The 12,165-nt window shown below is 70.0% G+C and carries 13 protein-coding genes and 1 pseudogene; 8 read left to right on the forward strand and 6 right to left on the reverse strand.

Features of this window, described 5'->3' with window-relative positions; all coding sequences use genetic code 11:
- Positions 1-537 precede the first annotated feature (537 nt).
- Both ABGB10_RS23120 and ABGB10_RS23125 read right to left on the reverse strand, forming a co-directional pair.
- Positions 538-774: a 4-oxalocrotonate tautomerase family protein gene (locus ABGB10_RS23120; protein ID WP_347662996.1), complete on the reverse strand. Its 237-nt coding sequence runs from the start codon at positions 772-774 to the stop codon at positions 538-540.
- A 29-nt stretch (positions 775-803) separates the two neighbouring features.
- A complete protein-coding gene (locus ABGB10_RS23125) occupies positions 804-1,520 on the reverse strand; it encodes an SDR family NAD(P)-dependent oxidoreductase (RefSeq protein ID WP_347662998.1) in 717 nt (238 codons plus the stop codon).
- 115 nt (positions 1,521-1,635) lie between these two features.
- On the opposite strand from ABGB10_RS23125, the gene ABGB10_RS23130 reads away from it, so the two are divergent.
- Positions 1,636-2,256, forward strand: coding sequence for a TetR/AcrR family transcriptional regulator (locus ABGB10_RS23130; protein WP_347663000.1), 621 nt, complete (start codon positions 1,636-1,638; stop codon positions 2,254-2,256).
- Positions 2,257-2,373: 117 nt separating this feature from the next.
- Entirely contained in the window at positions 2,374-2,580 is a 207-nt protein-coding gene (locus ABGB10_RS23135; protein WP_347663002.1) for a hypothetical protein, read from the forward strand.
- Between the two features lie 13 nt (positions 2,581-2,593).
- On the opposite strand, the gene ABGB10_RS23140 is transcribed toward ABGB10_RS23135, so the two are convergent.
- Positions 2,594-2,992, reverse strand: coding sequence for a hypothetical protein (locus ABGB10_RS23140; protein WP_347663004.1), 399 nt, complete (start codon positions 2,990-2,992; stop codon positions 2,594-2,596).
- Positions 2,993-3,362: 370 nt separating this feature from the next.
- Here ABGB10_RS23140 and ABGB10_RS23145 point away from each other — a divergent pair, with 370 nt between their 5' ends.
- Together ABGB10_RS23145 and ABGB10_RS23150 are read left to right on the forward strand one after the other, a co-directional pair.
- Positions 3,363-4,619, forward strand: a complete 1,257-nt coding sequence (locus tag ABGB10_RS23145) for a family 16 glycosylhydrolase (RefSeq protein WP_347663006.1) — start codon at positions 3,363-3,365, stop codon at positions 4,617-4,619.
- 166 nt (positions 4,620-4,785) lie between these two features.
- Positions 4,786-5,808, forward strand: a complete 1,023-nt coding sequence (locus ABGB10_RS23150) for a DUF4331 family protein (RefSeq protein ID WP_347663007.1) — start codon at positions 4,786-4,788, stop codon at positions 5,806-5,808.
- Between the two features lie 110 nt (positions 5,809-5,918).
- Here the strand turns inward: ABGB10_RS23150 and ABGB10_RS23155 are convergent, their stop codons facing one another.
- Both ABGB10_RS23155 and ABGB10_RS23160 read right to left on the reverse strand, forming a co-directional pair.
- A complete protein-coding gene (locus tag ABGB10_RS23155; protein WP_347663009.1) occupies positions 5,919-6,149 on the reverse strand; it encodes a DUF2188 domain-containing protein in 231 nt (76 codons plus the stop codon).
- Positions 6,150-6,221: 72 nt separating this feature from the next.
- Positions 6,222-6,884 (reverse strand): M23 family metallopeptidase, encoded by a 663-nt coding sequence (locus tag ABGB10_RS23160; RefSeq protein WP_347663031.1) that lies wholly within the window; start codon positions 6,882-6,884, stop codon positions 6,222-6,224.
- 113 nt (positions 6,885-6,997) lie between these two features.
- Here ABGB10_RS23160 and ABGB10_RS23165 point away from each other — a divergent pair, with 113 nt between their 5' ends.
- From ABGB10_RS23165 to ABGB10_RS23180, 4 genes are read left to right on the forward strand one after another with little or no spacing between them, the layout of a single operon-like run.
- Positions 6,998-9,403, forward strand: coding sequence for a PEP/pyruvate-binding domain-containing protein (locus ABGB10_RS23165; RefSeq protein WP_347663011.1), 2,406 nt, complete (start codon positions 6,998-7,000; stop codon positions 9,401-9,403).
- A 28-nt stretch (positions 9,404-9,431) separates the two neighbouring features.
- A complete protein-coding gene (locus tag ABGB10_RS23170; RefSeq protein WP_347663013.1) occupies positions 9,432-10,097 on the forward strand; it encodes a hypothetical protein in 666 nt (221 codons plus the stop codon).
- 52 nt (positions 10,098-10,149) lie between these two features.
- Positions 10,150-10,716 carry a TetR family transcriptional regulator C-terminal domain-containing protein gene (locus tag ABGB10_RS23175; protein WP_347663015.1) on the forward strand — a complete coding sequence of 189 codons (567 nt, stop codon included), beginning with the start codon at positions 10,150-10,152 and terminating at the stop codon, positions 10,714-10,716.
- Positions 10,717-10,775: 59 nt separating this feature from the next.
- Complete coding sequence (locus ABGB10_RS23180) at positions 10,776-11,960, forward strand: low temperature requirement protein A (protein WP_347663017.1); 1,185 nt, start codon at positions 10,776-10,778, stop codon at positions 11,958-11,960.
- Between the two features lie 74 nt (positions 11,961-12,034).
- Here the strand turns inward: ABGB10_RS23180 and ABGB10_RS23185 are convergent.
- Positions 12,035-12,165 (reverse strand): annotated as a pseudogene (locus tag ABGB10_RS23185) (IS30 family transposase); the annotation flags it as partial.

Below are 12,165 nucleotides of genomic sequence, written 5' to 3' on the forward strand. Positions count from 1 at the left end.
TATTGCGGCCGGAGGGTCATCCGCAAGGCGAGGGCCTGTTGAAAATGTAACAATCCGGCAATATAGACGTAGCGCAGTATTCGCCCGTCACAGCCGCCCCCGCAGCCCCTCGAGGCACCCTCGCGTGCCGGTGGCAACGTTGTCAAATGGTAGCCCCCGCCGGGATCGACCCCACCCACCCTTGACATGCCCCGCCAGCAGGCACGATCCGCGACGACCGGACGAACGGCGACGCACCGGTCCGCTCGCCCCCATCGAATGATCTTGATCGGGCCGCGACGCCGGCACTGCCTCCGGGCCGCCACTCCGACCCTCGGCCGATGGTGTGACCCACGCCTCTACCGGAGAGACGGATCGACGACGGTCGTCTCGACGCGCCCGCCACCAGGAGAGGGATCCGCGACTTAACGCCCCTTAAGGCCGATTCGGGGTCGTCGGCGCCCGGCTCACGACCTCGGAGCAGCCCGGACGGCTTACCGACGACGGGGCCTGCCCTCGCCGATGCGGAGGCTCTGCCGCACCGGCGAGGGGCCGGGTCTAGGACGCCTGGGCGCTCTGCTGTTGCCGGAACTGGTCGACCGGGAGGCCGCCGCGACCCCAGTTCTCGGTCGCGACCTCGTCGATCACCACGAAGGTCGACGTCAGCGGCTTGTTCAGGACGTCGCGCAGCAACTCGCTCACGCCCTTGATCAGGGCGGCCTTCTCCTCTGCGGTCGCCGCGGACGCGCCGGGCGTGCTGCCCTCGCGGGTGATCTGGATGGTGACGATCGGCATCATCTGCTCCTTTGCGGGATCGGGTCAGGTCAGTGACCGGCGTTCTGGCCACCGTCGACGTGCAGGATCTCGCCGGTGACGAACGGGGCGGACTCGAGGTAGACGACAGCGTCGACCACGTCGCTGGTCTCACCCATCCGGCCCACCGGGTGCAGGCCAGCGAGCGTCTCGTGCGTCTCGACCGGGTGCATCGGGGTCTTGATGACGCCGGGCGCGACGGCGTTGACCCGTACGCCGCGACCCGCGTACTCGATGGCCAGGGACTTGGTGGCCGAGCTGAGGCCGCCCTTGGTCAACGACGCGAGCACCGACGGGACGTTCGAGTTGGGCTGGTCGACGAAGCTGGTCGTGATGCTGACGATGTGACCGGCACCGGTGGCCAGCAGGTGCGGCATGGCGCGCCGGGTGAGGTGGAAGAACCCGGCGAGGTTGATCCCGGTCACCAGGTCGAAATCCTCGTCGGTGTAGTCGGTGAACGGCTTGGCGACGAAGACGCCCGCGTTGTTCACCAGGGTGTCGATGCGCCCGAAACGGTCGAGGGCGGCGTCCACGACCCGCTGCGCCGTGTCGGCGTCGGCGATGTCCCCCCGGACGGTGACGACCTGCGGGTCGTCGGACGTGCCGATCGAGCGCGACGTCGCGACCACGCCGTAGCCGAGCTTGCGGTAGGCGTCGACGAGGCCGGCGCCGATGCCCTGGGACGCACCGGTGACCACGACGACCTTCCGTGCCTGACTGGTGCTCATGGGAACCCTTCCTGACTGGCCGAAGCCCTGGGGGCCGGACCTGGAGGTCCGACCGGACGATCACTAGACGACTGGTCTACTAAAAGCTAGCCGACCGGTCGTGTATCGTCAAAGCATGGGACGGACCAGTGACGCGCGGAACAAGATCCTCGACGCTGCCGCCACGCTGATCGAGCAGCGCGGCTACTCGGCCCTGGGCGTGGCCGAGATCTGTGCGACGGCCGGCGTGCCGAAGGGCAGCTTCTACTACTTCTTCGAATCGAAGCAGGCCCTCGCCCGCGCCGTCATCGACGAGCACTGGGTCGCCCAGCGTCGCCAGTGGGAGCAACTGCTCGGCACCGAGCACGATCCACTACGGCGGCTACGGGACCTGTTCGTGGCGACCGAGGAGATCCAGCGCGTCGGCCAACAGAAGTCCGGCGTGGTCGCCGGCTGCCTGTTCGGCAACCTCGCCCTCGAACTCAGCAACCAGGCCGAGGAGATTCGCGGTCGGCTCCAGGAGATCTTCGAGGAGCAGATCACCCTCATCGAGCAGGTCGTCGTCGAGGCGAAGGATCGCGGCCTGGCCGGCCCGTCGGTCGACGTCCGGGAGGCCGCCCGGTCCATCGTGGCCCAGATCGAGGGGCGGGTCCTGCTCGCGAAGCTGCTCAACGATCCGACCCAGCTGGAGACGCTGTGGCGTAACTGCCTGAATCTCCTCCAGGTGCCGGCGGAGGCACGGACCACGATCGACTGAGTGGGCGACGAGCGCTGACCGTTCAGGCCGGCACACGAACCGGGCCACTCGCTGCGTACCGGTTGTTTCTGCGATCCGGGCGCGGGCGAGGGCGCGTTCGGGATCAGGCCGGAGTCGGTGCGGCGGCGGCTGTTGGCGCGGGTCGACACGATCGACCATTACCTCGACGCGTTGCGTCTGCCGACGGGCGGCGCGGTCCGCGTCTCGTTCGGGCTGGCCTCCACCGCGACCGACGCGGAACGTTTCGTCACCTTCGTGCAGTCGACCTACCTGAACCGTGAGGTCGGGGTGGAGTCACCTCTGCCACCCCGACTGCGCCGCTGAGGAGAGCGCGGGTTCAGCCGACCTGGGCCACCGGGGCCGGGCGGTGCGCGATCTCCTCCATGAACGGGAACCGGGCGGTGAGCTCGGCGAACGGCAGCCCGGCCCGCCAGGCCGCAGCCACCTGGGCGACCTGCAACAGGTCCATGACGTCGCCGCGCGCGAGCACCTCGCCGGAGATCCGCAGGTCGATCATGAAGTAGCGGGCCTGCGAGCCCAGCTTGACGCAGACCACTCCCTGGTCGGAGTGCAGTTCGGCGCAGGTGAACCGGCTGCGCCCCTGCTCGGGGGCGGTCACCCGGCCGATGTCGAGCGCGTGGCGGGTGGCGGTCTCGATGAGCGCGGGGGCCAGACCACCGTGCTCGACCAGGTCCGGGTAGAGGCGCACACCCAGCGCCGTCGAAGCGTCGCTCATGACTGACTCCCACTTCCTTGTGACAGAGACCAGCAGCGCGCAGGTTACGAGGAGGTTTCCCGCACGCCTCGCCATCCTGTCCCGGTTGGACGCCCCACGGCAATAGGAAGGGTCGATTCGACCGCCATCGAGTAACACTCGGCGGCGCCGAACTCGGTCGATGGGCCACCGCCGTCCATCTCGGAGGCATCGACCGACCCTCGCGTCCTCGCCGCACTCCGACATCCCGTCGCTCACTGGGCAGCATCGGGCGGTAACGGACGGTCGTCGTATTGGAAACACTCTTGACAGAAAGGATCCGGCATCGACATTCTTAACTATGGAGAGCGCTCTCCGCGCCTCTGCCACCCCCCACGCTGAGGAGCCTCCCGTGTTCACAGCCCGCCCCAGACTTCGCTTCCGCCCTCTCGTACTCGCGGCAGCCGCCCTGGTCGCGACCGCCACGGCACTCGTCGTCCCGTCGCACCCCGATCGGGCCGAGGCCGCCATCGGGCCGATCAGCTGGCAGGACGAGTTCAACTCCCCCGCCGGCACGCCGGTCGACCAGAACAAGTGGCGGTTCGACACCGGCGGCGGCGGTTGGGGCAACAACGAACGGCAGTACTACACGAGCAGCACCAGCAACGCCGTCCACGACGGCCAGGGCAACCTGGTCATCACCGCCCGCCGGGACAATCCCGCCAACTACCAGTGCCACTACGGGCGCTGCGAGTACACGTCGGCCCGGCTGCTGTCGGCGGCCACCTTCACCCAGACGTACGGACGGTTCGAGGCACGGATCAAGATCCCGCGCGGTCAGGGCATCTGGCCGGCGTTCTGGATGCTCGGCACCGGCGGCGGGTGGCCCGACGCCGGCGAGATCGACATCATGGAGAACATCGGCCGGGAACCCAACACCGTCTACGGCACCGTGCACGGCCCCGGCTACTCCGGCGGCGGCGGCATCACCGGCAGCCGCACGCTGGGCAGCCCCCTCGCCGACGGCTTCCACACCTACCGGGTCGACTGGGAGCCGAACGTCATCACCTGGTACCTGGACGGGGTGCAGTACCACCGGGTCGACCCCGCGCGGCTCGGCGGCAACCGGTGGGTGTTCGACCACCCGTTCTTCATGATCCTCAACGTGGCGGTCGGCGGTAACTGGCCCGGCTACCCGGACGGTTCCACGCAGTTCCCGCAGCAGATGCTCGTCGACTACGTCCGAGTGTCCAGCTACACCTCCGGCGGAGGCGACCCCGCTCCCGGCACCAGCCGGATCCGGGGCGCTCAGAGCGGTCGCTGCATCGACATCCCCAGCGCCAACCCGGTCGAGGGAGCCAAGTTGCAGATCTGGGACTGCAACACCACCGCGGCCCAGAGCTGGACCTTCGCCTCCGACGGCACCGTCCGCGCGATGGGCAAGTGCATGGACCCGGCCTGGGCCGGCACCGCCAACGGCACCGAGGTCAACCTGGTCAGCTGCAACGGCAACACGGCCCAACGCTTCACCCTCAACGGCTCCGGTGACCTGGTCAACCTCAATGCGAACAAGTGCGTCGACGTACGAGACGCCAACCCCAACAACGGCGGCAAGCTGCACCTGTGGGACTGCCTCGGCGCGGCCAACCAGAAGTGGTCCCGCGTCTGACGACACCGGCATCACGTGGGCCGTCCGAGCACAGTCTCGGGCGGCCCATCGTCCTGCCCGGCCGCTCCGCCACCCGGGTGACTGCGAGGCCAACCGTCGCCGCAGTCAGTCTTGTGCCCGCTACGTTCGGACAAACCAGATGTCCGGCCGTTCCGGGAGTGAGTTCATGTCGCACCACCTCGACACCCCGCTCGCCGCCCAGGGCGGTCAGCTCTACATCGACGACCTCTACGTCTTCGACGGCGACCGCGCCACGGTGTTCGTGATGGACGTCAACAGCTCGGTGACCAGGGCTGACATCAAGCGGGGCTTCCACGCCGAGGGCCGCTACGAATTCAAGATTCACGTGAACGGCACGGAGATGGAGGACCTGGCCTACCGGTTCGCCTTCGGTGAGCTCGACGGCGACGGCAAGCAGGCCTTCCAGTTGTACGAACTGACCGGAACGGACGCGCGGGACGACGCCGCGATGGGCACCCCCATCGCGGAGGGGCGGACCGGTGAGGTGTCGACCGGCGGCAACGTCCGGATCTGGGCCGGGCGGATCACCGACCCGTTCTACGTCGACCTCGACCAACTCGCCACCATCAACGGCGCGGTCAAGGACGGGTCGAGGGTGAACCGCTCGGCGTGGCGCGTCGACCAGGCCAAGAACAGCTTCGCCGGTACGACAGTCGAGTCGATCGTCCTCGAGGTGTCCCACGACGAGCCACTGCTCCGCGACGGCACCGAGATCGGCGTGTGGTGTCGGACCCTCCTGGCCACCGACGCCGGGGGGTGGCGCCAGATCAACCGCGCCGGCCACCCGATGATGTGGCCGATCTTCTGGCCGCACGACACCGACTTCTCGAACCCCGCCAACGTCCGCCACCCCAGTCGCGACCTCACCGAGGACGGCGAGGAGATCGCCAACGCGGTCGCGGGTGTCGTCGCGGCGAACGGCACCGCACCGGACCCGCAGGCGTACGGCTGGAGCGTCGCCCGGCAGCTCTATCCCGACCTCCTGTCGTACCGGGTCGGCACGGCCGCGAACTACGGCTTCGCGATCCGCAACGGGCGCGCCATGGCCGACAACGCGCCCGAGGTGATGTTCTCCCTGGTCCTCAACACCGGCACCACCTCGGGCCTCACCCCGGAGGTCACCAAGGCCGCCCGGGCTGCCAGCTTCCCGTACGTGGTCCCCGCCTGATGCCACGACATCCATGATCGAGCACAGTCATGCGAGGTGACGGCCGGGCGGAAGCCGACTGACCTCCTCGGCCACGCCGAAGAGGTCAGTCCACCGAAAAAGGGAAGCGGTCAGCCCTCGATGTCCCGGGGATCGCGGCTGCGCGGGTAGGTGTTCTTCTCCCCGATCGTGCCGTCCTGCTTCTTGACCACGTGTTCGACGCCCCGGTCGGCCGCCATCTCCCGGCCCTGGGCCTGCGCGTCGGCCTTCACGTCATGCGTGCTGCTGGCCCGCTCGTTGCCCTCCGGCCTGTTCTTCCACTGCCCGTCCTCGTGGTACGTGTCGACGTCACCCTTGACCATGGCCAGCTCCTCCCTGCGTCCGAACTGTTCCCCGAATCAGTGCCCCGCCAAGCGCCGGGCAAACCGACGTCCTCAGGAGACGGGCGCGGGGCAGTTCCTGCTCGCCCGCTTGACCGTGTATTCGCGGTCGTCGGTGGTGATGCCCGACGGTGCCCCGTCGAAGTAGGTCTCGACCTTGTCCCAGCCACGTCGCTGCTCGTAGTGCAGGTGCGGTGCGCCGGAGTTGCCGGTGCTGCCGACCCGCCCGATCTGCTCACCCTGGGCGACCTTCTGACCGACCTCGACCAGCGGCGGTTCGAGCATGTGCAGGTACTGCGTCTCCCACTTGCCACCGTGGTCGATCTTCACCCAGTAACCGCCACCACGCCCCCGTGGGCCCTCCGGGTTCTCCGGCGTCCGGCCGCCCAACGACCCGTTGACACCGGCCACCGTGACCGTGCCGGCGTACGACGCGAGAACCGGCCGCCCCCACGCCTCACCCTCGATGGGGAACAGGTCCACGTCGTAGTCGTCGTGGCCGGGATAGGTGCCGAGCTGCCAGGTCTCGCTGCAGGTGACCGGCATCTGGAAGAGCGGACGCGGACCCGGCGGTCGCAGCATCGGCACCACGACCAACGCGACGCCGAGGACGGCTGCCACCGCGACGAGCGCAAGGAGAACGAGGATGGCGCGGCTTCGCGGGCGGCGGTGGGTGCGGGCTCTGGCGGGGCGGCCGGTCGTCACCGGCCCGAGCATGGCAGATGCCGGCAACGCCTCGGCGCCGGGCCGCGCCAGGTGGCATTGCAGTCGCATTGCAAACGGGGTACCGTCAGATGCAATGCAGTTGTATTGCAATGAGAGTAGGGCCCATGTACGTGATCCCGTTGTCCGAGGCGACCACCGAACTGCTCGACCTGGTCGGCGGTAAGGCCGCCGGGCTGGGCGAGCTGATCCGGCGCGGCGAACGGGTCCCCGAAGGTTTCTGCGTCACCACCGAGGCCCACCGACTCGGCGTGATACCCGCCGCCGAGGTCGCCGCCGCGTACGAGCGGCTCGGCGCGGGCCCGGTCGCGGTGCGTTCCAGCGCCACCGCGGAGGACCTGCCCGACGCGAGCTTCGCCGGGCAGCAGGACACCGTGCTCGACGTCGTCGGCACCACCGAGCTGATCGCCGCCATCGAGAAGTGCTGGGATTCGTTGTACAGCGACCGCGCGACCGCCTACCGCGACGCCCGGCAGATCGACCATCGGCAGACGCGGATGGCCGTCGTCGTACAACGCATGATCACCCCCACGGTGGCCGGGGTGCTGTTCACCGCGAACCCGCTGACCGGCCGGCGCGACGAGATGGCGGTGGACGCCGCTCCGGGTCTCGGCACGACAGTGGTGGACGGCGCGGCGACCGTGGACCACTACGTCCTCGACGGCGTCGCCCGGGACGACACCGGATGCCTGACGTCCGCGCACCTGGCCGACCTGCGAGCCACCGGCGAGCGGCTGCAGGCCCACTTCGGTCGCCCGCAGGACATCGAGTGGGCGATCGACGCGCACGACGTCCAGTGGCTCCTCCAGTCCCGGCCGATCACCAGCCTGTTTCCGCAGCCGCCGGCCACCGACAAACCTCTCCCCCGGGTCTATCTGGAGTTCGGTCACGTCCAGGGCATGTTGCAACCGGTCACCCCGATGGGCATGTCGACCCTGCGGACACAGATCGCCGCCATGCTGGCCTCGCTGGGTGTGCGGGTCGAGATCGTCGACATCGGTGGCCGGCTCTACGGCGACCTGACCGACCTGGCTCGGGACCGGTCGTCCCGCCGGCGGCTGGTCAAGCTCATGGCGGTCGACTTCGGGCCGCGCGCCCAGGCGGTGATGCAGCACGTGCTGGCCGACCCCCGCTTCGCCCCGACCAGCGGCGGGACCAGGCGCGGCGGGGCGTCGGGGGCCGCGTCGCTGCGGACGGCCCGGCGCGCGGTGGTGGGGATCCTGCGGGCCCTGGCCCGCCCCGACACCGCGCGGATCCGGATGTTCGAGGCGATCGAGCAGCTGAGAACACGATCGGCCGCCCCTGCCGACCTGCGGACCGCCGCCGATCGGCTGCGCTTCGTGCAGCCACGGGACGCCGACGACGACAGCGCCGATGCGATCACGTGGCCGATCGTCGCGGGAATGCTCGCCGCCGCGCTGCCGGCCGCACTGCTCAAGGGTCTCGCCGGCCCGGACGAGATCCACACCGTGCTGGGCGGCATGCCGCACAACGTCACCATCGAGATGGACCTGGCACTGTGGCGGCTCGCCCAGGGCGCGGGCGACCACCGGCAGCTTCTCCTCGACACCCCGCCGGCCGAGTTGGCCGCGCGCTACCTGCGCGGAACCCTGCCCGACATCGGCATGGCCACCTTCCTGGACGTCTACGGTCACCGGGGCGTCGCCGAAGTCGACCTCGGCGTGCCGCGCTGGGAGGAGGACCCCACCGCGGTCTTCGCGGCGGTCGCGAACTACCTCCGGATCACCGATCCACGGCAGGGCCCCGACCAGCGCTTCCAACGGGCCGCCTCCGCAGCGGAGACAGCGCTGGAGGAGCTGATCGGGCGAGCCCGCCGCAGGCGGCCGGTGCGGGGCAGCATCGCCGGCTTCCTGCTGCGCCGGGCGCGGTCGTTGGCCGGCCTGCGCGAGGCCGGCAAGTTCGCCGGGTTGTACCCCCTGCGCGAGACCCGCCGCCAACTGCTGCTCATCGGTGCCGACCTGCACGCTTCCGGGTTGCTGGACCAGGCCGACGACATCATGTTCCTGACTCTCGACGAGGTGCACACCGCCGTACACCAAGGGGTTGATCCGCGGGCGACGGTCACCTCCCGGCGGGCCGCCCACCGCCGGGAGCTACGGCGCAGGACGGTGCCCGTGGCGCTGCTCTCCGACGGCACGGACGTCGAGACCGTCCTGCCGGCGGTGCCCACCGGCGACGGGACGCTCGCGGGCGTGGGCGCGTCGGCGGGCCGGGTGACCGGCCCCGCCCGGGTCGTCCACGACCCCGGCACCGCCCACATCGAGCCCGGCGACGTCCTGGTGGCCGCGACCACGGACCCCGGCTGGACCCCGCTGTTCCTCACCGCCGCGGCGCTGGTCACCGAGACCGGCGCGATCATGGCGCACGGTCCGACGGTGGCCCGCGAGTACGGCATCCCCGCCGTCATCTGCGTGCCGGACGCCACCCGGACGATCTCCACGGGGCAACTCGTCACCGTGGACGGCGGCGCCGGCACCATCACGATCCACTGATCGTCGATCCCTACCGAGAAGGACGACCATGAACGACACGACGGCGTCGACCAGGGCGCGAGTGGGCCCGCTGCTGCGTCGCGCGGCCAGGGCCGAGGCCGCTACCTGGCGCAGCCTGTACGTGTGGGCGCGACGCCGCCCACTGCCGCTGGGGCCCGGCGACGAGCCGTTCGGCTACCTCGGCGTGGTCAAGCCGATCCTGGGCATCTTCATCGGCCTGTCGGTCGTGGAGATCCCGATCTTCGATGTCGTCGTCACCCACGTGGTGCCCTGGCGGCCCGCCCGCTGGATCGTGCTCGGCCTCGGCATCTGGGGTCTGCTCTGGATGATCGGGCTCTTCGCCAGCATGACCATCCACCCCCACGTCGTGGGTGACCGTGGCCTGCGGGTACGGCTCAGCTCGGGCATCGACATCTTCATCCCGTGGACGGACGTGGAGGCGCTGCGCAAGCGTTACCGCTCCCTGCCGTCGAGCAGGTCGGTGCAGGTCGAACAGGAGGGCGACCGTCGGGTGGTGTCCATCTCGGTCGGCAGCCAGACGAGCATCGACGTCCTGCTGCGCCGGCCGCTGACCTTCGACCTGCCGAAGGGCGGGTCCGCGCCGACGAACGAGCTGCGACTGTACGCCGACGACCCCGACGGCCTCCTGCGTAGCGCCCGGGGTACCCCCACGAGCAGCACCGTCAGCCGGTAACCACCGCCGCTGGCGGGGTGTCCGGGTCACCCACTGTGAAACGATCGAGGCCATGCCCAAGAAGGTCGACCACCAGGAGCGACGCACCCTCATCGCGGACGCGTTGATGCGGGTCGCCGCGGACCAGGGGCTGGAGGCCGTCAGCCTCCGACACGTGGCCGCCGCCGCCGGCGTGTCCGCCGGAATGGTCCAGCACTACTTCCGGACCAAGGACGAGATGATGACGTTCGCGTTGAGCGTGGTACGCGAACGCAGCCAGATCCGGGTCACCGAGGCGGTGGCGCGGCTGGGTGAGAATCCACCGCCTCGGCTGCTGCTGCGGACCATGCTCGCCGCACTGCTACCCCTCGACGAGCACACCCGCGACGACGGGCGGGTGGCGCTCGCGTTCCTCGCGTACACGGCGGTGCGTCCGGCCGCCGCGACCGGCCTCCGTGAGGGCACCCGGCAGCTCACCGAGTTCATCGCCAGCCTCCTGCCCAACCGGCACGACGGCGCCGCCGCGGCCGGCCTGCTGGCGCTGATGGAGGGGCTCGGTGTCTACCTGCTCGGCGGGCAGTACACCGCCGAGCAGGCGCTGGACGCACTGGACGCGCACCTCGACCTGCTCTTCAACTGATCCCGTCGTAGCTGGCCGTTGGCCCCCGGACACGGGGCGGCACAGACCAGGATGAGCGGATGAGCCGCGTCCACCGGTCCCGGCCGGTGCTGGTCGACGAGGCACACCGGGCCACCACCTTCGAGATCTTCTTCGACCTGGTCCTGGTCTTCGCGCTGACGAGGCTCATCGGTTTCATGGCGGAGTCGCTGGGGCCGCTCACCCTCTACCAGGGGCTGCTGCTCCTGCTCTGGTTCTGGTACGCGTGGAGCTGCTACGCCTGGCTCGGCAACGGGGTCCGCGCGGACAACGGCCCCGTGCTGGCCGGGATGCTCGCGGCGATGGCCGCCATCTTCATGGCCGCCCTGGTGATTCCCGAGGCGTGGCACCGCCACGACGGTGCGCTGAGCCCGCCGCTCACCCTGGCCATCGCCTACCTCGTGGTCCGGGGGCTGCACCTCGCACTGATGGTCTACGCCTCGTCCGGCAACCCGCAGTACCGCCGGCAGACCCTGCGCTTCGCCCTGTCCACCACACTCGCCTGGGTCCCCCTGCTGGTGGGAGCCGTGCTCGGCGGGACCGCGCAGACGGTGCTGTGGACCGTGGCGTTCCTCGTCGACTACGGCGGCGGCCGGATCGCCACCGCCGCCAGCTTCGGAGAGGTCCGCAGCGGGGCGCACTTCGCCGAACGCCACGGTCTGGTGCTGATCATCGTGCTCGGTGAGTCGCTGCTGTCGGCCGGAGCCGGCGTGGGCCAGGCCATGATCGCCTGGCCGGTGCTGTTGGCCGCGGTGTTCGGCTTCGCGGCGACCGTGTGCCTGTGGTGGCTCTACTTCGTGGGCGTCGCCCCGGCAGCCGCAAAGGTGCTGACCTCGGCCTCGCCGCGCTCCCGACGCCGCCAACAGCTGGCGTCGGACGCGTACACGCTGGCGCACCTGCCGATGGTGGCCGGCGTCGTCTACTTCGCCCTGGGCATCCACCTGGTCCTCGCGAGCCTGACGGATCAGCCTCGGCACCCCGCCGGTGAGCCGATGGGGTGGTCGGCGGTGACCGTGCTCTATGGCGGTGTCGCGCTCTACCTGATCGGTCGTCTGCTGTTCCTCCGGCTGACCGTACGCAGCTCCCCGGGCCAGCTCGTCGCGATCGGTGTCGTCCTCCTGTTGCTGCCGGTGGCCCGGGTCCTGCCCGCGCTGGCCGCCCTCGGACTGCTCGCCGCCTTCCTCGCCGCGCTGGTCCTGTACGAGCGGCAGACGCGCACCGACTGATGGTGTCCCCACGGGGGCGAGCGGGCGTGATCGACTCGGTATCGCCGAAGTCGCGGTGTCCCCGCTGGGCGGTTTCAAGCGGCTGTTGCAACCAGGTGTTTGTGGAGTACCTCGGCTGGATTCTGCCAGTCGAGAGTTTGGCGTGGTCGTCCGTTGAGTTCGCGGGCGACCGCGTCGAGGTCGTCCTGGGTCCAGGTGCGGTCCA

Origin of the sequence: Micromonospora sp. B9E7, from assembly GCF_039871815.1 — a bacterium.
Classification (GTDB): domain Bacteria; phylum Actinomycetota; class Actinomycetes; order Mycobacteriales; family Micromonosporaceae; genus Micromonospora.